The organism is Enterococcus sp. C65, from assembly GCF_040887165.1.
In the GTDB taxonomy this organism is placed as follows: Bacteria; Bacillota; Bacilli; order Lactobacillales; family Enterococcaceae; genus Enterococcus_B; species Enterococcus_B hirae.
In genome coordinates this window covers 168,064-185,964 of the sequence record NZ_JBFOFG010000002.1, presented here as the reverse complement: position 1 = coordinate 185,964, position 17,901 = coordinate 168,064, and the positions used below count along the sequence as shown (strand labels likewise).

At 37.4% G+C, this 17,901-nt stretch carries 16 protein-coding genes and 2 pseudogenes; 5 read left to right on the top strand and 13 right to left on the bottom strand.

Annotated elements, in window-relative coordinates; genetic code table 11:
- The first annotated feature begins 149 nt into the window (after positions 1–149).
- Complete coding sequence (gene brnQ / locus AB3I12_RS02995; RefSeq protein WP_010736841.1) at positions 150–1,505, top strand: branched-chain amino acid transport system II carrier protein; 1,356 nt, start codon at positions 150–152, stop codon at positions 1,503–1,505.
- Positions 1,506–2,111: 606 nt separating this feature from the next.
- Here the strand turns inward: brnQ and AB3I12_RS02990 are convergent.
- The 8 genes from AB3I12_RS02990 to treR form a co-directional block, all read right to left on the bottom strand.
- Positions 2,112–2,447, bottom strand: a complete 336-nt coding sequence (locus tag AB3I12_RS02990; RefSeq protein WP_063626427.1) for a hypothetical protein — start codon at positions 2,445–2,447, stop codon at positions 2,112–2,114.
- A gap of 160 nt (positions 2,448–2,607) precedes the next feature.
- Positions 2,608–2,982, bottom strand: coding sequence for a hypothetical protein (locus tag AB3I12_RS02985; RefSeq protein ID WP_010720369.1), 375 nt, complete (start codon positions 2,980–2,982; stop codon positions 2,608–2,610).
- Between the two features lie 136 nt (positions 2,983–3,118).
- A complete protein-coding gene (locus tag AB3I12_RS02980; RefSeq protein ID WP_063626426.1) occupies positions 3,119–3,583 on the bottom strand; it encodes a low molecular weight protein-tyrosine-phosphatase in 465 nt (154 codons plus the stop codon).
- Between the two features lie 13 nt (positions 3,584–3,596).
- Positions 3,597–4,178 (bottom strand): TetR/AcrR family transcriptional regulator, encoded by a 582-nt coding sequence (locus AB3I12_RS02975; RefSeq protein WP_010720371.1) that lies wholly within the window; start codon positions 4,176–4,178, stop codon positions 3,597–3,599.
- A 92-nt stretch (positions 4,179–4,270) separates the two neighbouring features.
- On the bottom strand, positions 4,271–5,272 hold the full coding sequence (gene ruvB, locus AB3I12_RS02970) for a Holliday junction branch migration DNA helicase RuvB (protein WP_010720372.1): 1,002 nt from the start codon (positions 5,270–5,272) through the stop codon (positions 4,271–4,273).
- Positions 5,273–5,284: 12 nt separating this feature from the next.
- Positions 5,285–5,887: a Holliday junction branch migration protein RuvA gene (gene ruvA, locus AB3I12_RS02965; RefSeq protein WP_010720373.1), complete on the bottom strand. Its 603-nt coding sequence runs from the start codon at positions 5,885–5,887 to the stop codon at positions 5,285–5,287.
- A 307-nt stretch (positions 5,888–6,194) separates the two neighbouring features.
- Entirely contained in the window at positions 6,195–6,638 is a 444-nt protein-coding gene (msrB, locus tag AB3I12_RS02960) for a peptide-methionine (R)-S-oxide reductase MsrB (protein WP_034698687.1), read from the bottom strand.
- Between the two features lie 77 nt (positions 6,639–6,715).
- On the bottom strand, positions 6,716–7,429 hold the full coding sequence (gene treR / locus AB3I12_RS02955; protein ID WP_063626425.1) for a trehalose operon repressor: 714 nt from the start codon (positions 7,427–7,429) through the stop codon (positions 6,716–6,718).
- A gap of 233 nt (positions 7,430–7,662) precedes the next feature.
- Here treR and treP point away from each other — a divergent pair, with 233 nt between their 5' ends.
- From treP to AB3I12_RS02935, 4 genes and pseudogenes are all read left to right on the top strand, one after another.
- A complete protein-coding gene (treP, locus tag AB3I12_RS02950; RefSeq protein ID WP_063626424.1) occupies positions 7,663–9,648 on the top strand; it encodes a PTS system trehalose-specific EIIBC component in 1,986 nt (661 codons plus the stop codon).
- Positions 9,649–10,068: 420 nt separating this feature from the next.
- Positions 10,069–10,210, top strand: a pseudogene (pepG1, locus tag AB3I12_RS02945) (type I toxin-antitoxin system toxin PepG1).
- Between the two features lie 312 nt (positions 10,211–10,522).
- On the top strand, positions 10,523–10,645 hold the full coding sequence (locus AB3I12_RS02940) for a putative holin-like toxin (RefSeq protein WP_161306430.1): 123 nt from the start codon (positions 10,523–10,525) through the stop codon (positions 10,643–10,645).
- Positions 10,646–10,941: 296 nt separating this feature from the next.
- Positions 10,942–11,083, top strand: a pseudogene (locus AB3I12_RS02935) (putative holin-like toxin).
- A gap of 223 nt (positions 11,084–11,306) precedes the next feature.
- On the opposite strand, the gene AB3I12_RS02930 reads toward AB3I12_RS02935, so the two are convergent.
- The 5 genes from AB3I12_RS02930 to AB3I12_RS02910 form a co-directional block, all read right to left on the bottom strand.
- A complete protein-coding gene (locus tag AB3I12_RS02930; protein WP_034698682.1) occupies positions 11,307–11,864 on the bottom strand; it encodes a nucleoside triphosphate pyrophosphatase in 558 nt (185 codons plus the stop codon).
- A gap of 28 nt (positions 11,865–11,892) precedes the next feature.
- Complete coding sequence (mutL, locus tag AB3I12_RS02925; RefSeq protein WP_063627682.1) at positions 11,893–13,992, bottom strand: DNA mismatch repair endonuclease MutL; 2,100 nt, start codon at positions 13,990–13,992, stop codon at positions 11,893–11,895.
- A 63-nt stretch (positions 13,993–14,055) separates the two neighbouring features.
- Positions 14,056–16,668 (bottom strand): DNA mismatch repair protein MutS, encoded by a 2,613-nt coding sequence (mutS, locus tag AB3I12_RS02920; RefSeq protein ID WP_063626423.1) that lies wholly within the window; start codon positions 16,666–16,668, stop codon positions 14,056–14,058.
- Positions 16,652–17,026, bottom strand: coding sequence for a YlbF family regulator (locus AB3I12_RS02915; protein WP_010736830.1), 375 nt, complete (start codon positions 17,024–17,026; stop codon positions 16,652–16,654). The genes mutS and AB3I12_RS02915 overlap by 17 nt, the downstream gene beginning before the upstream one ends.
- A 15-nt stretch (positions 17,027–17,041) precedes the next feature.
- Positions 17,042–17,839, bottom strand: coding sequence for a TIGR00282 family metallophosphoesterase (locus AB3I12_RS02910; protein WP_010720381.1), 798 nt, complete (start codon positions 17,837–17,839; stop codon positions 17,042–17,044).
- Positions 17,840–17,901: the final 62 nt, after the last annotated feature.

The following is a 17,901-nucleotide window of genomic DNA, read 5'->3' as shown; positions in this document are numbered from 1 at the left end:
AATTACTCTCTCACAGAACCACTCAGGATATAATGATTATTTCAACTCAAGATCAATACTTTATACTCATTATTTGATTAGAAAAACATTGCTAAACTACGTTATTTTTGTTACTTTAAAAAAAGTATAAATAAGTAAAGGAGAAATCTATGACAAAAAAATTGACGTTCAAAGAAAGTATGTTTATCGGTTCAATGTTATTCGGTTTATTTTTTGGTGCTGGTAATTTGATTTTTCCCGTTCACATGGGACAAGAATCTGGCTCTGCCGTTTTCTGGGCCAATCTTGGCTTCTTAGTAACTGGGATCGGACTACCTTTTTTAGGTGTAATTGCCATCGGTGTTTCAAAAACATCAGGGGTTTATGAATTAGCAGAACGGATCGGCAAAAAATATGCTTTGGTTTTTACTGTTTTGCTTTACCTCGTCATCGGACCGTTTTTCGCCTTACCAAGATTAGCAACTACCTCTTTTGAAATTGGTTTAGCTCCATTTATCCAAGCCAAGCAACAACATGTATTTTTAGTTATTTTTAGTATTTTATTTTTCTTCACTGCTTGGTGGTTATCCAGACGGCCTACTAAAATCCTTGATTATGTAGGAAAATTCCTTAATCCTGCCTTTTTGATTTTACTAGGAATCTTGTTGGTACTTGCTTTTATTCATCCATTGGGTGCAATCGATCAAGCTACTGTCCAACCTAGTTATCAAGAACATGCTTTCTTTACTGGTTTTACTCAAGGATATAATACGTTAGATGCACTTGCTGCCTTAGCATTTGGTATCCTTATCGTTACTACGATTCGCAATATGGGTGTAACAAAGCCTTCTGAGATTGCTAAGGATACGATCAAATCTGGTGCAATCAGTATCGTTTTGATGGGAATCATCTACACATTACTTGCTTATGTGGGAACAATGAGTCTCGGTGGATTTGCTTTAAGTTCAAATGGCGGGATCGCACTAGCGCAAATCGCAGATCATTATTTAGGAACTTATGGCAGTATCTTGCTCGCTCTTATTGTGATCCTTGCTTGCTTAAAAACAGGGATTGGACTAATCACTGCTTTCGCAGAAACCTTTACCGATCTGTTTCCTAAAAGAAATTACATTGTATTTGTGACACTAGCTAGTGCACTTGCTTGTTTGGTCGCTACTGTGGGATTGACAAATATCATCCAAATTTCATTACCTGTCTTGATGTTTATTTATCCTTTAGCAATGACCTTGATCTTACTCGTTCTTGTGGGTCCATTGTTTAAACAACGTCCTGCTGTTTACCGCATGACCACTTATTTTACACTAATTGCTTCAATTTTAGACGGTTTAAATGCTTGCCCAGACGGAATCAAGCAAACCAGCTTTGTCAAAACGTTGTTAGACTTCGCAACGAATTATCTGCCATTCTTTAAATTAGGAATGGGTTGGATCGTCCCAGCATTGATTGGTTTAGTAATTGGCTTGATTTGGAGTATGGTTAAAAAAGAAACACCTGTTGTAGAGTAACGGCATCTAGGACGATCATTCTTCTAAAAGAAGGAACGGTGTACTATCATCACTTCTGTGAAATGAACAGAGCATATTTGAAGTAACTTTCCATTATTAGATTGCATCTAACAGTGGAAAAGTGCTTCAAATATGCTCTATTTATATATACAAGAAGGAACCTGTGTATTTTACTTCTATTTTCGGCTCTGAATTTTTTACTAAGTCATTAGAATCAACAGATAACTGACAAAATTACTTTTTGAATGAATCCATTGGATGTACTTAACTATTTAGTCAAATGGCTAGCAGAAATATATTTTCCTAAAAAAATTACCAACTTCCAAAAACTTTCGTCACAAAAAATTCACAACTCCTGAGTAATATATAAGCATACCAACAAACAACCCTAACAACACTTTTTCATTTTTAACTCCTTATCCTGCTAGCTCCCCGGCTAGCAGGACTTTTTTATTGAACTAGAAATGGCTGAGACAAGCCTGAAAAATAGTTTTGTCTCAACCATTTTGTGTTTTAGTTTATCTATCACCAACTAGCCAGCTTTTGTCATTCCTAATAGTCTTACCAATTTTTCAAAGTATCATTCTTGGTTTTCGTTTTATCGTATCAAAAAAAATGCCAATTCATCCAAGTAGGATTATGAAAACCTGTAAAGTAATAGAGGCAGAAATAAATTACCCAAACACTGCCAACTAAGACATCGATTCGTTTTCCAACTTTAGATTTTACTGATTCTCCCAAGCCAACAAACACCATCATCAGACCAATCAAAAATAAATTTAATGCGTTTGTATAATAGTTATCCAAATCTGGAAATAGGACGAACACTATATTTAAAGAAACAACGATTACAGCTGCAGAAAGGAATAAAGAATCAAATATATTCCATCCGGCTATCTTCCAATTTTTGGTCATATAATTAATCAAACGATTCTTTGGCACCCATAACACCTCTCTATTGATTGATAAAATCCATCTATCCTCATGACTTAATTATGTACTGCTCTAGTATTGATTTTAAGTTTTCTCTTCGCCAACATCATATGAAAAAAAGCAAAAAGCGACGGAAAATGAAGAATCTATTCCATCGCTTTTTTTGCTTCTATTTAGATAACCGCTCTTGATCTCCTGCTGGAGAAAGACTGGTGATTTTTTCGATTTGATCAATTGGAACCATTCGTATTTGTTGTTCCTTGTTTTGTAGGCGAATCATGACTACTTCTTTTTCAACATTTTTTGTAGCTACCCAGCCTGAAATCGTTTCGTACTTATTACTTTTTCGATTGGCTCTTACTTGTAAAATCACTAAACTATGTTGAGTAGCTGCTTTTTGCAGCTCTAAAACAAACTTTCCTTGCAAACGTACATTCTCTGCTATTTTTTCAGTGTCATTTACAAAAGAATCAAAAAGCTGATACGACGTATGCGTGACTAACTTGGTCAATTTCTTCATTGGTGATACTGTTTCTTCGTTCATTGAATGCACTCCTCCTTTAGCTAAGAAAGTGTTACTTAATTAACTATATTCTACCTAAGATTTAACGAAATAACAAGAATATTATCTATACTGAGCAACAAAAAGAAAGCGTTACCTATATAGATATATCGTTATTTTATTTATCTTTTTTCCATTCTTGCATCCAATACTTGAGCCCTTCAGTCAATAATTGGTAAGTTTCGTCAAAGTTATCGGTATAGTATGGATCAGGAACATTTTGTGTTTCTTTTCCAGGAACCCGACTTAAAAATAAATGGATCTTATGTTGTGCGTCGGTCGGTGCCATCCGTTGTAAATTCTCTACGTTAGATTGATCCATGCCAATGATCCAATCAAATCGTTGAAAATCTTCTTCTGTGATTTGGCGTGCAATCATTTGACTCGTATCCACGTTCTCATTTTCTAAAATTTTCTTTGTTCCTTTATGAGGTGAACGCCCCACTTCATAAGTGCTTGTCGCTACAGAATCAATCAAAAATCGATCAGATTGTCCGTCTTCAGCTACCATTTTCTTCAACAAACCTTCTGCCATTGGTGAACGGCAAATATTTCCTAGACATACAAATAAAACTTTCGTCATGTTTGCTCTCCTTCTAATCATTTGTTTCCAGCTCTTCTTTTGCATACAACCGATAGGAATATAATTCTGTATCTTTGGCTAAGCGGAACAATTGGACGGCGATTTCTAGAGGCGTCTCTTCGTAATCATGTGTAATCCAATTGATTAGAACCCCACTACATCCATAAGAAAAAAAACGAGCATAAAACAATTTGTCCGCTTTTGATAACTGCTTTTCTTCATCCATTTGATCAAAAATCTTAATAAATGATTGCTGGATAACAGCAGTAAACTCTTTTTGTAGTATTTCTTGGTCAGATGTAACAGTGTTCGCATAAAATTCTTTTTGTGCAGCAATTGCCTTCAACATTTTTAATGCTTGCTCTTCCCAGTTGTCTAAAGAAAGAGAATGAGGATCTAAATAGCATAAACAATCTTCGTAATATACCCATCGCAACAAATCGTATTTATCTGTAAAATGGTAGTAAAATGTTTGGCGATTGATGCCTGCCTCATGGGCGATTTTCTGTACACTGATCTTTTGAAAAGACTGCTTTTGACATAAATCAATCAATACGTTTTTAATCAATTGCTTAGTATGCGGTGTATCGCCCATCTCATCATCTCCTATCTTCTTTACAAAAACTTCTCATTCTACGATTTTCTTGAAAAAGTATTTATATGGACAGTCGATTCAAGTATCCTTTTTTATACTTGATAATCGTATCCAAAATGTTCATAGGCATATGGTGTGGCGATCCTTCCACGAGGTGTCCGTTTCAAGAAACCTTTTTGGATCAAAAAAGGTTCATACATATCTTCAACAGTTTCTCTTTCTTCACCAATATTGACAGATAACGTACTCAATCCAACCGGTCCGCCACCATATAATTCAATCATCGTACGTAATAGTTTCTGATCGACATAATCCAAACCTGCCTGATCGACTTGTAACAACGTTAATGCTTGATCGGCAATAGTTTGATTGATCTTGCCATCTCCCTGTACTTGTGCAAAATCACGTACCCTTTTTAACAAGCGGTTAGCAATCCGTGGTGTTCCTCTTGAACGTCTAGCAATTTCCAGTGCACCTTCTTCGATGATCTCTGTTTGAAAAATGTCAGCAGAACGAATCACGATTTCTCTTAAATCAGCTTCTTCATAATATTCCATATGAGAAATGATCCCAAATCGATCACGAAGTGGCGCTGAAAGCATACCTGCACGAGTTGTTGCGCCAATTAATGTAAAAGGTGGTAAAGGAAAATGAACAGGATGAGCAGTTGGTCCTTGTCCAACCATTATATCAACGTAAAAATCTTCCATGGCAGAATAAAGCATCTCTTCTGCTACACGAGGTAATCGATGAATTTCGTCAATAAATAAAACATCGCCAGCTTCTAACTCATTTAAAATAGCAACCAGATCTCCTGGTCGCTCGATTGCGGGACCACTAGTTGTTCGTATATTGACTGCCATTTCATTCGCAATCACCATTGCCATTGTCGTTTTCCCTAATCCCGGCGGACCATATAACAAAACGTGATCCAGCGGCTCTTCCCTGTGACGGGCAGCTTCAATATATATTTTGAGTTCCTGTTTCACTTTCTTTTGACCAATATATTGGGAAAGTAACCGTGGGCGGAGGGTCTTCTCTAAACTTAATTCATTCTCGCCCGTTTCAGGGGATAATAACTGTTCATCGGTCATCATTTTCCCTCCTTATTTTTTCATCATTAATTTTAAAGCTTGGCGTAAGTATTCATCTGTTGTGAGATTTTCTACTTCTTTTAGTTGTTTCTCGACCCGCTTGACCTCTTTATCACTATATCCAAGTGCTGATAAAGCTTCCATTGCTTCTGATAATGCCGTCGCATCTTGTGCTGTACTTTCATCAAATAAATTGAAGGGCGTATCGATACTTAATTCGCCAAATTTTCCTTTTAAATCTAAAATCATTTGTTGAGCTGTTTTTTTACCCACACCAGGGAATTTGGTCAGATAAGTCACATCCCCTGTTTCAACCGCTTGAATCAATCCTGAATGATCATCACTAGCCATAATCGCTAAGGCACTTTTTGGTCCAATTCCTGAAACACTAACTAACCTTAAAAATAATTGTTTTTCTTCTAAAGAATCAAATCCGTACAGAAGATGTGCATCTTCTCGAATGACCTGATGGACGTAAAGTTTGATTTCTTTGTTTAGCTTACTACTATAACGATAGGGATTGCCTAATGCAATTTGATAACCGATCCCATTTGTTTCGATTACTAAATAATAAGGATTGATAAAGGTTACTACACCTGTAAGATATTCATACATCTGTTATCCTCTTTCTTTCACACACATATGTTCGCATATTTTCTTCCATTGTAGCATACTTTTTCTTTTGAAAAAAGAGAACAGAAGATCGAGCTACGCTTCTCCTTTTTAACGTAAGTTTATCAAGGTTTTTAGGATAAACATTTTTTGCAAGAGATTTTAAATTGAACGATCAGAGTTTCAGCACTTTCCTCAAAACAAAGGATCAATATTCAGGAAACAACGCTTCAATAAAGATAAATAAGAAAAAACCTTGAAACAATCAAAAATTGTCTCAAGATTTTTTACCCAAAAATAAAGCTCTTCCTTATTCAACTTGTGATAGATATTCTCCATATCCTTGTTCTTCCATTTCTTCATATGGAATAAACTTTAAAGCCGCAGAATTGATGCAATAACGTAGTCCGCCTTTTTCAGCAGGACCATCATTGAATACATGCCCTAAATGAGAATCTGCTTGACTGCTTCGCACTTCCACTCGGTGCATACCATGAGAAAAGTCGGCCTTTTCTTTAATATCTTTTCTAGTGATTGGTTTACTGAACGCCGGCCAGCCACATCCCGCATCGTATTTTTCGGCTGAGCTAAACAATGGCTCCCCACTGACAATATCGACATAGATCCCTTTTTCATAGAAATCATCATATTTCCCACTAAATGGTCTTTCTGTTGCGTTTTCTTGCGTCACAGCATATGAAATTGGAGATAATTCCTCTTTTAAATCACGCTCATTTTTCTTGAAATCGCCCACTAAAAACGCCTCCTTTTTCTTTTAATCATAACGACAAAAGTATCAGAAGCAAACATTCTGCTCATAGTAATAATTGCTTAGACTTTACGACGTCTAGCAAACTCGACGAAACGAAATTTATCTAAACGGTGAATTGATTCTGTATACTCGAAACACCTTGTATCTTCGAGGTGAACCAGTCCTCTTACTACCACGACATAGCGATCTCCATGTAGATCCATCATCTCTTCGATTTCAGGAGTTACTTCTTCAACGGTAATTTCTTTCTGGGCGTAAGCAATCGTTAGTTGCAATTCATTTTCAAAGTATTCGTAGATCGAGCCAGCAGCTTGTGTTGCTGTTAAAGTTGGTACCACATTTTTTAATAAATAATCACGATCTAATATAACCACTTCTCCATTGATTTTCCTTTGACGAACCAAATGCCAAACCGGCGTTTTTTTCTTCCAGCCTGTTATTTCACTCAATGATTGGTCCACTTCTGTTTCTTCGATTAATTGAACGATGGTTTCACTTGGGATTCGTTGTGTTTCCTGTAATTCTTTGTAGCTTGTTAATCCTGCAATTGGAAAATCAAATCGATTGCGGTCTAAAACAATCGAACCCTTTCCTTGTTTCTTTTGGATATAACCTTCAGTCGTTAACAGGTTAAGCGCTTTTCGAATTGTTTCTCGTGAAACACCATAAATTTGAATCAGCTGATTTTCACTAGGGAGCAAAGTATGCGGAGGGTATTGTTGATCCAAAATTTTTTGCTCTAAATCTAAAAAAATTTCATTAAATTTATTCATTACATTTCCTCCACTTAATATTCAATTTCTTTTAGTCGCATATAAACTATACTACAGCTTTTTTGTTATTTCAATTGCCCCCTCTTTTCACATATCCCTACACTAAGCCAAGTGTAACGATTACATTTTTTCATTTTTCGCTTGTAAAACGCTTGCAATAGTAGGAAGAAACAAGTATAGTATGGATAAGATAACTTGTGTATACAAGTTTTAAAAGAAAGGGGTTTATTCCTATGGCAAAGTACCAAGCAGATGCTGAGAAACTGTTAAAGGAAATTGGTGGAAAGGAAAATATTGCTGCAGTTAGTCATTGTGCCACTCGGATGCGCTTTGTCTTAAATGATCCAAAAAAAGCCAATGAAGAAGCAATCGAAGATATTCCTAGTGTGAAAGGGATGTTTACCAATGCTGGGCAATTCCAAGTCATTATTGGTAACGATGTTTCAACCTTTTACAACGACTTCGTTGCTGTATCAGGTGTTGAAGGCGTATCCAAGGAGCAAAGTAAAGTTGCTGCTAAACAAAATCTCCACCCTGTCCAACGAGCAATCGCTGTTTTGGCAGAAATTTTTACACCATTGATTCCAGCCATTATCGTAGGGGGACTGATTTTAGGTTTCCGGAACGTATTAGAAGGAATCCAATTTGAAAGTCTTGGTGGAACAATTGTTGAACACTCTCAATTTTGGAACGGCGTAAACGGCTTTTTATGGCTACCTGGCGAAGCAATTTTCCATTTCTTACCAGTTGGTATCACTTGGAGTATTGCGAAAAAAATGGGCACTACACAAATATTAGGAATTGTTTTAGGGATTACGTTAGTTTCACCGCAATTATTAAATGCCTATAGTGTCGCATCAACAGCTGCGGCTGATATTCCATTTTGGGATTTTGGTTTTGCTCAAGTTGATATGATTGGTTATCAGGCACAAGTCATTCCAGCGATGCTTGCTGGATTTATGTTAGCTTATCTTGAAATTTTCTTCCGTAAATATATTCCACAGTCGATTTCTATGATATTTGTTCCATTGTTCTCTCTACTCCCAACAGTCTTAGCTGCCCATGTCATCTTAGGGCCTGTGGGTTGGACAATCGGTAGTTGGATCTCAAATATTGTTAATACTGGCTTGACTTCTTCAATCAGTTGGTTATTTAGTGCCGTCTTTGGTTTCTTATATGCACCTTTAGTAATCACCGGCTTACACCATATGACGAATGCAATTGATATGCAATTGATTGCCGATTTCGGCTCTACGAATCTTTGGCCAATGATTGCTTTATCAAATATCGCACAAGGTTCGGCAGTTCTTGCGATCATCTTCTTACATCGCGGAAATAAAAAAGAAGAACAAATCTCGATTCCAGCAATGATTTCTTGTTATCTAGGGGTAACTGAACCTGCAATGTTTGGGATCAATCTAAAATATGTTTACCCATTTGTTGCCGCAATGGTTGGTTCAGGTTTAGCTGGAATGTTTGCCAACTTGATGAATGTACGTGCTAATGCAATTGGTGTTGGTGGACTACCTGGTATTCTAGCCATCCAAGCAGAAACTTGGGTTCCGTTCATCATTTCTATGATCATTGCAGTTATTGTTCCATTTGGTTTAACCGTAATCTTCAGACGTCAAGGGATCTTAAATAAAATCGATCCTGCTGTACCCGTAGAAGACACAACTGGCTTACAACTACAAACAGCTGATGGAAACAACGTTTCACCACAAAAATTTGAAGCTGCCAATGCAACAGCAGTTTCTGCTCCGACAGAAGAGTTATTCGCTGTAGCAGATGGACAAATCAAGGAAATCACCGAAGTAGCAGATCCTGTTTTTGCTCAAAAAATGATGGGTGAAGGTTATGCTGTACTACCTTCCAACGAAAAAGTTTATGCTCCAGTCGCTGGTAAAGTAACAAATATTTTTGATACACAACATGCGATTGGTCTTTTAACTAATGAAGGTCTGGAAGTTCTCGTTCATATGGGTCTAGATACTGTCGAATTGAATGGGCTACCTTTTACGATCCATGTAAAAGAAGGCGATTCAGTCACGCCAAAAACACAACTAGCCGACATGGACCTCACAGCAATTGAGCAGGCTGGGAAGAAAACGGACATCTTAGTTGTATTAACAAATAATGAAAAAGTTGCTGCCTTAACATTAGATCAAACAGATCTCGTTCGTCATAGCGAACAAATTGGAAAAGCGCAACTAAAATAAAAAATACTACTGTATAAAAATAACCTGAAAAAATTCTTCTAGTGAATTTTTTCAGGTTATTTTTCACTCTTTAAGCGTTGGTACTTTCATCAACACTTTAGTCAGTTTGATCGTCACTATGCTTAAAAACGACAAAAAGAAATAGCCGTCACTTTAACCGAAGTCTGGCTATTTCTCTTTGAAATATCTGATTAAACGGTCACCGTCTTTCGCGGTGCTGTCCAGGGGAGTTGTTGGTCGCAACTCCTCTTTCGTTTTGATTATACCAGTTACTTTAGGTATTTACAACGTTCTTAAAGATAGAATTCCTCTTAAAAACCCTAAATAAAAATAACGTTTTTAGTGGCGACAATGTGCTACAATAAACTCGACAGTAAAGTGGATCGACGGTGGCAACTTCTCACAAAGGTGGTGGTGCTTATGGGAATAAGTACTAAAATCTATGAAAGGAGTTCGCTTTTTGTCCGCATATGAGATCGTTCAAACCATGCTTGGCTTTGGTACTTTCACCATCGCTTTAGTCAGTTTGATCGTTACTATGCTTAAAAACGACAAAAAATAGCCGTCACTTTAGCAGGAGACTGGCTATTTTTTGTAAAATAAAAATTCGCCACCGCCTTTTGCGGTGCTGTCCAGGGGAGTTGTTGGACGCAACTCCTCTTTCGTTTTTATTATACCAATTACTTCAGGTATTTACAACTTTCGTAAAGATAGAATCCCTCTTAAAAACCCTAAATAAAAATAACGTTTTTATGTTTTAAAAAGTACGTTTTTCGTGGCGGCAATGTGCTACAATAAACTCGACAGTAAAGTGGATCGACGGTGGCAACTTCTCACAAAGGTGGTGGTGCTTATGGGAATAAGTACTAAATCTATGAAAGGAGTTTGCTTTTTGTCCGCATACGAGATCGTTCAAACGATGCTTGGCTTTGGTACTTTCACCATCGCTTTAGTCAGTTTGATCGTTACTATGCTTAAAAACGACAAAAAGAAATAGCCGTCACTTTAGCGAGTATAGCTATTTCTTTTTGAACTATTAAACTAATTCGCCACCGTCTTTCGCGGTGCTGTCTAGAGGAGTTGTTGGACGCAACTCCTCTTTCGTTTTCATTATACCAATTCCTTCAGGTATTTACAACTTTCGTAAAGATAGAATTCCTCTAAAAAAAGCCTAAATAAAAATAACGTTTTTATGTTTTATAAAACACGTTTCTCGTGGCGATAATATGCTACAATAAACTCGACAGTAAAGTGGATCGACGGTGGCAACTTCTCACAAAGGTGGTGGTGCTTATGGGAATAAGTACTAAAATCTATGAAAGGAGTTCGCTTTTTGTCCGCATATGAGATCGTTCAAACCATACTTGGCTTTGGTACGTTCACCATCGCTTTAGTCAGTTTGATCGTCACTATGCTTAAAAACGACAAAGAATAGCCGTCACTTTAGCGGGAGACTGGCTATTCTTATTCTTTGTCGAATATTTAAATTCAACCGCCACCGTCTTTCGCGGTGCTGTCCAGGGGAGTTGTTAGCGCAACTCCTCTTTCGTCTTGATTATACCAATCACTCATACACTTTGCAATTCTAAATATGACTGAAAGTAGTGGACACAAACTTGAACGTTCCTATCTCAATTTCTGATTTCCGTCAACTACAGCTACATAAAATTTTTCAAACCTTGATAAACTGCACCGATTGGAAATCCAACAATACTGTAATAGTCGCCTTGGATCTCTTTAACAAATGCACCTGCAAAACTTTGAATACCATACGCACCAGCTTTATCCATATAATCACCGGTTACTAAATAGGCTTCGATATCCTTAGTTGTCAAAGGATAAAAGGTCACCTTAGCTTGTGCTAAGATTTTTTCTTCTTGATCACCTTTCGTCAACACCACGGCTGTATATACTTCATGCGTTTTCCCACTAAGTTTTTGAAGGATAGCTTTTGCCTCTTGTTCATCCGCTGGTTTACCGATGATCTCATCATTAAAAACAACTGTCGTGTCACTTGCAATCACCAATACATCATTATCGTATTGATGTTTGACTACTTTTGCCTTTTCAGTTGCCATTCGCTCAACATAATTTTTAGGTTTTTCTTGAACAAAAGGTGTTTCATCGATATCAGCCGGATGAACATCAAATGCACTAACCAGTCGCCCTAATAATTCTTTTCTTCTAGGGGACTGCGAAGCTAACACAATTTTCATCTGTTTCTTCTCCTTTTCATGAGACTCATTAATGTGGATCTTGGATGCGTTTAAACATTCTTTCCATATCTGAATTAGTAAAATGGATCAACACAGGGCGTCCATGAGGACAATTAAAAGGATTTTCACATTGGGCTAAGTCCTTCAATAAAACCCTCGCCTGAGCTTCATTCAAATAATGATTTGCCTTGATTGAACGTTTACAGCTCATCATGATTGCTGTGGCTTCTCTAAATTTCTTCACGCTGACACTACCCGTTGTTAACAACATATCGATCATTTCTCGAATAATCGCTTCTTCCTCTCCAGCTGGATACCAAGTAGGATGTGCTCTGACGATAAAACTATTTTGACCGAATTCTTCTAGATAAATACCTGCTTCTTCAAGCAATTGTTTTTTCTCTTTCAGTTTCAAAGCATCACTATTGGGATAATCTAATACAAACGGCACAAGTAGTTCTTGTAGATCGTTAGAAACTTCGCCAATTTTTTCTCGAAAATATTCATACTTGATTCGTTCTTGCGCTGCATGTTGATCAATAATGTATAAGCCATCCTGACTTTGAGCAAACAAGTACGTTCCATGCATTTGTCCAAAATATTCTAATTGTGGAAAGCGTTGTGTTACCTGCTCATTTTCTAATTTCTGAATTGCTTGATCTAATGAGCGCCCATTTTGACTTAAATCAAACTCTGGATGTAGCGCTAAATCCTCACGATAAACTGTTTCTGAAGAAGTTTCTTCTTCAGCTGTTGTTTCATGCTCGTTGGAAAAGTTTTCAACAGTGGATAACTCATTTTCACTCTTATCCACTGGTTTTTCTACATAGTTATCAACAATATCACCAGAGTTATCCACTGTTTTTCTTTTGCTTTCTGGATAACTAGTAGTTTCTTCAGAAAATACAGGAGAGTTTTCAACATTATCCACAGACTTATCAACAGATTCATGCACAAACTCGCTTTTTTCTTCCGCTACAAAAAATGTTCCGGTTGTTTGATCAAAATTCAAGCTTTGCGGTTTCTTAGGTTTCGCTTCTTCAAAAGCGTAAGATAAATCAATTTCGATTTGTTCCGCTTTTGGTTGATCAGCAACCTTTTTCTTGAATCGCAAATTGTCAGCTGCACTGGGAATTAAGTTCTCCTGTACCAATGCTTTTTGAATCGCTTGAGTAATTAGCTCAGTTAATTCCTGTTCCTTCGATAAACGAACTTCTTGCTTTGTTGGATGGACGTTCACATCCACTAACAATGGATCCATTTTGATTTCAAGTACAGCGATTGGGAATCGCCCTACCATTAGTTTTGAACCATAGCCGGCTACAATTGCTTTATTCAAGGAAAAATTTTTAATAAAACGTCCATTAATGATTGTTGAAAGATAATTACGACTAGCACGAGTCACTTCAGGAAAAGAAATATAACCGAAGATTTCAAAATCTAAATCTTTCGCTTCAATCTTCAACATTTTCTTTGCTGTATTCAACCCATAGATTCCGGCAATCGTTTGTTTCAATTCGCCATTTCCTGAAGTTGCTAACATCTTATTCCCATCATGGACTAATCGAAAAGCAATTGCCGGGTGACTTAAGGCTAAGCGATTCACAATATCACCGATATTCGCTAATTCAGTATGCAACGTTTTAACATATTTTAAGCGTGCTGGTGTATTAAAGAAAAGATTGCTGACTGTGATTTTCGTTCCTTGCCTTAAAGGAGCTGGGCGGTGTTCCATTACCGCACCTCCCTTAAGCTCTAAATAGGTTCCTTGCGTTTCTTCTTGATTGGCTGTTTCTACCGTCATCTCTGAAACAGAAGCAATACTAGGCAATGCTTCTCCTCGAAACCCAAGCGTACGAATTCGGAAAAGGTCGTCACGATTGTGGATTTTACTTGTTGCATGACGTTTAAAGGCGTTCTCAACATCTTCTGTCAAAATACCTTCTCCATTATCAATCACTTGGATCGTTTTTAATCCTGCTTCTTCAACTAAAATATCGATTTGACTACTTCCTGCATCTATGGCATTTTCCACAAGTTCTTTGACTACCGAGGCTGGACGTTCGACAACTTCACCGGCTGCGATTTGATTGGCTAAGCGTTCTGATAATTCTTGGATTTTCGCCATCATTCTACGCCTTCTTCCTATATAGTATTTATAGTTAGCTTACTCTTCTTATTTATCGTTGATTTACAGCTGTTTTTTCAATTCATAGAGTTGATTCAATGCATCCATTGGTGTCATTTCTAACAGATTCATTTGTTTCAATGTAGAAATAACTGCTGTCTCGGCATCGCTTAATTCACTGAACAAGGACAGTTGTTGCGTTTCTTCTTGTTCTATCGATACAGTATCAGTTACTGGTTGTGCTATTGCTTCAAGCGGTTCACTTGGAACAGCCACGGAATGATGGCTCACTTCTCCTGATTCTAATGTATGCAAAATATCGGCAGCTCTTGCTAATAAATTAGAAGGTAGCCCTGCAATTTTCGCTACATGGATCCCATAGCTTTTATCAGCTGGGCCATCCATCATCTTATGCAAAAATACTACTTCGCCGTCTTTTTCAACAGCCCCTACGTGTACATTTTTTAATTGAGGTAATTCTTGCTCTAGAACTGTTAACTCATGGTAATGTGTAGAAAAGAGCGTTTTTGCTTGTACATGTTGATGGATATATTCAATGATCGCTTGAGCTAATGCCATTCCATCATAAGTCGCAGTTCCTCTACCTAATTCATCAAAAAGAATTAAGCTGTTTGGTGTTGCATGCCGCAACGCTTGATTGGCTTCCATCATTTCCACCATGAACGTACTTTGTCCAGCAATCAAGTCATCACTTGCACCAATCCGAGTAAAAATCCGATCAAAAATTGGTAAAATCGCTTTTTGCGCAGGGACGAAGCACCCCATTTGAGCCATTAAAACAGTTAATGCTAACTGACGCATATACGTACTTTTCCCTGACATATTCGGTCCAGTTATCAATAAAATCATTTCGTCTTCAGCCATATCCACACTATTGGGAATATATTCTTGATGTCCTAATACTTTTTCAACGACTGGGTGCCGACCTTCTTGAATCAGTAATTGGTGTCGATCCGAGACCATCTCAGGACGAACATATTGGTATCGCTCACTGATCGTAGCAAAACTTTGCAGAACATCGGCTGTACTGATTGATTTTGCTAAAATTTGTAATGGTTTGATCGCTTTTTTGACTTCTTCTCTCACTGCTAAAAACAGCTGATATTCCAAATCAACAGACTTTTCTTCTGCTTCTAAAATTTGCGTCTCTAACTCTTTTAATTCTGGTGTGATAAAACGCTCTGCATTGGCCAATGTTTGTTTACGTTCGTATTTTTCCAGTTCAACATTTGCCAGATTCGCTTTAGTGATTTCGATATAATAACCAAATACACGATTAAAGCCAACTTTTAAATTTTTGATCCCAGTCTGCTGACGTTCTCTTGCTTCTAACTCTGCTAGCCACTGCTTCCCATTAGTCATCGCAGAACGGTACGTATCTAACTGATCATTAAATCCATCTTTAATGATATTCCCCTCAGTAATTTGTAGGGGCGGGTCTTCTTGAATTGCTTGATCAATCAAATGAACCAGATCATCCATCGGTTGCATTTCCTTCAATAAGTCAGTCCACTGACCTTGATCGATCCCTTCGATCAGTTGACGAATCAACGGTACTTGTTCTAAAGAAGTCTTTAATTGAATCAAGTCACGCCCGTTGACATTTCCAAAAGCCACTCTTCCTGCTAGGCGTTCTAAATCATAAACCTTCGTCAATGCACTTTGTAGATCAAGTCGTTCAAAATAGCTATTCAAAAGAGAAGCTACCATTTCTTGTCGTGCCTTGATTTGATTGAGTTGAATCAGCGGACGGTCAAGCCATTGTTTCAGTAAACGCCCGCCCATAGCTGTTTTCGTTTCATCTAGCAACCATAAAAGCGTGCCGTGTTTTTTTCCTGTACGTATGGACTGGCTTAGTTCGAGGTTAAACTTAGAATAGTAATCCATTTTCAAATAGTGATCCGGTTGATACTCGATCGCTTTTTGGATATGCGCAAGACTTCTTTTTTGTGTCACTGCTAAATAAGTAAGTAATTTTCCGGTCACTTCTTTTTCAAGTGGATCGGATAGCTCACTGGTTAAGAAATTAAACTCTGCATTTTCTTCACTTGTTTCTTGTTTTGAGAAAACTAATCCTAATCGATTCTTTAATTGCTCAGCAAGTTTTTCACTAATTTCATTTCCTAAAACAAGTTCTTTTGTTTGCAAAGCCGTCGTTTCGTTCAGTACAGCTTCTTCATCAAACAAATGAGCAGTTTTTAACTCCCCTGTGCTTAAATCAGCGTAGGCAAATCCAAATTCGTTGCCTTGGCTAACAATTGCTGTCAAAAAATTATTGTCTTTAGCAGATAGTCCCTTACTATCCATGACTGTTCCAGGTGTCACTAATTGAATCACTTCACGTTTAACCATCCCTTTGGTGGTCTTAGGATCTTCTACTTGTTCACAAATAGCCACTTTATAGCCTTTTTCAATTAAAATATCAATATAGCCTTGTGCTGCATGATGGGGTACTCCACACATTGGGATTGGTTCGTCTGCATTACGATTCCTGCTGGTTAATGTTAACTCTAAAATTTGAGACGCATTGATGGCATCTTCATAAAATAATTCATAAAAATCACCTAAACGATAGAACAAAAAAGCATCTTGGTATTGGGCCTTGATGCTTAAATATTGTTCCATCATTGGAGTATTCTTAGTTTTTTGAGGCATTGTCTTCCTCCTCTATCCAATTATTGATTTCATCTTGCAGCATTTTCGTCAAATGATGCAATAAATCATTTGCTTCAAGCAATTGTTTCCGATAAGCTACTACGATCGGATGTTGATCAAATTGTTTCGTCAATTGTTCAACCCGACCATTCGCTTCTTTTTCTGCTATTCTTTTCCCATAATAAGCATAGTTTGCTGCTTCTTTTTGTGCAGATTTGATATCTTCCGTTAACTTTTCTAAATAGGAACTAGTTTGTACTTTTCGCTCTAGTTCGTGGTAGCGGATGATCGTTTCATGTTCACTTAAAAGTTGAGCTAATTTATCCGCTTCTCGTTGAATATTCGGCTCTTTATGCAAAAGATGTCTCACTTTCTATTCTAAAAATGGACGGTCCTCGTTGATCTGGATTAATTGGATGGTTTTCGCTTTACCAGTTGCATCGTCAAATTCCAGTAAACAGCCACTCAAAATACCTCGTCCTCGTTCAACGACTTCAAAACGTTTCGGCAAAGCTGTTAAAAATTTTTCGATAACTGGTTCTCGGCGCATACCTAAAATTCCGTCATAAGGACCTGTCATACCTACATCAGTTAAATAGGCAGTTCCCTGCGGTAGAATCCGAGCATCATTGGTTTGTACATGCGTATGGGTCCCAATGACCGCTGAGACTTTTCCATCTAAGAACCATCCCATGGCTTGTTTCTCACTTGTCGTTTCTCCATGAAAATCAACGAAAATGATTGGCGTTCTTTTTTTTGCTTCGGCGATCAAGCGATCCATCTTGCGGAACGGATCATCTAAGTCGACCATAAAAGAACGTGCTTGCATGTTGATTACAGCTAGTTCTACTTGATTGACTTTCACGAATACCATTCCTTGACCTGGCGTTCCTTCAGGAAAGTTTGCTGGACGAACGATTTTTTTTGCTTGATCGATAAATTCAAAAATATCTCGGTTGTCCCAAGTATGATTGCCCATCGTGACAACATCTACACCGTCTTGTAAAAACTTTTTATAAATTTTTTCAGTTATTCCTCTTCCAGAAGCTGCATTTTCTCCATTTACGATTGTGACCTGTGGTTGATATTTCTTTTTTAAACGAGGAAGATAGGTTGTAATCATATCTCTTCCCATTGAACCTACTACATCACCAATAAATAAAACCCGCACACGTTTTCCTCTTCTCTTTTAACATCATTCTATATTATAGTTGTTTTTTTGTAGAAAGAAAA

Excerpts from the sequence above, each read along its gene's own strand:
- treR (WP_063626425.1), bottom strand. The coding sequence starts at position 7,429 with ATGAATAAATTTAATGAAATTTTTTTAGATTTAGAGCAAAAAATTTTG.
- AB3I12_RS02980 (WP_063626426.1), bottom strand. The coding sequence starts at position 3,583 with ATGACGAAAGTTTTATTTGTATGTCTAGGAAATATTTGCCGTTCACCA.
- treP (WP_063626424.1), top strand. The coding sequence starts at position 7,663 with ATGGCAAAGTACCAAGCAGATGCTGAGAAACTGTTAAAGGAAATTGGT.
- AB3I12_RS02985 (WP_010720369.1), bottom strand. The coding sequence starts at position 2,982 with ATGAACGAAGAAACAGTATCACCAATGAAGAAATTGACCAAGTTAGTC.
- ruvA (WP_010720373.1), bottom strand. The coding sequence starts at position 5,887 with ATGTATGAATATCTTACAGGTGTAGTAACCTTTATCAATCCTTATTAT.
- mutS (WP_063626423.1), bottom strand. The coding sequence starts at position 16,668 with ATGCCTCAAAAAACTAAGAATACTCCAATGATGGAACAATATTTAAGC.
- mutL (WP_063627682.1), bottom strand. The coding sequence starts at position 13,992 with ATGGCGAAAATCCAAGAATTATCAGAACGCTTAGCCAATCAAATCGCA.
- AB3I12_RS02940 (WP_161306430.1), top strand. The coding sequence starts at position 10,523 with ATGAAAGGAGTTTGCTTTTTGTCCGCATACGAGATCGTTCAAACGATG.
- ruvB (WP_010720372.1), bottom strand. The coding sequence starts at position 5,272 with ATGACCGATGAACAGTTATTATCCCCTGAAACGGGCGAGAATGAATTA.
- AB3I12_RS02975 (WP_010720371.1), bottom strand. The coding sequence starts at position 4,178 with ATGGGCGATACACCGCATACTAAGCAATTGATTAAAAACGTATTGATT.
- brnQ (WP_010736841.1), top strand. The coding sequence starts at position 150 with ATGACAAAAAAATTGACGTTCAAAGAAAGTATGTTTATCGGTTCAATG.
- AB3I12_RS02930 (WP_034698682.1), bottom strand. The coding sequence starts at position 11,864 with ATGAAAATTGTGTTAGCTTCGCAGTCCCCTAGAAGAAAAGAATTATTA.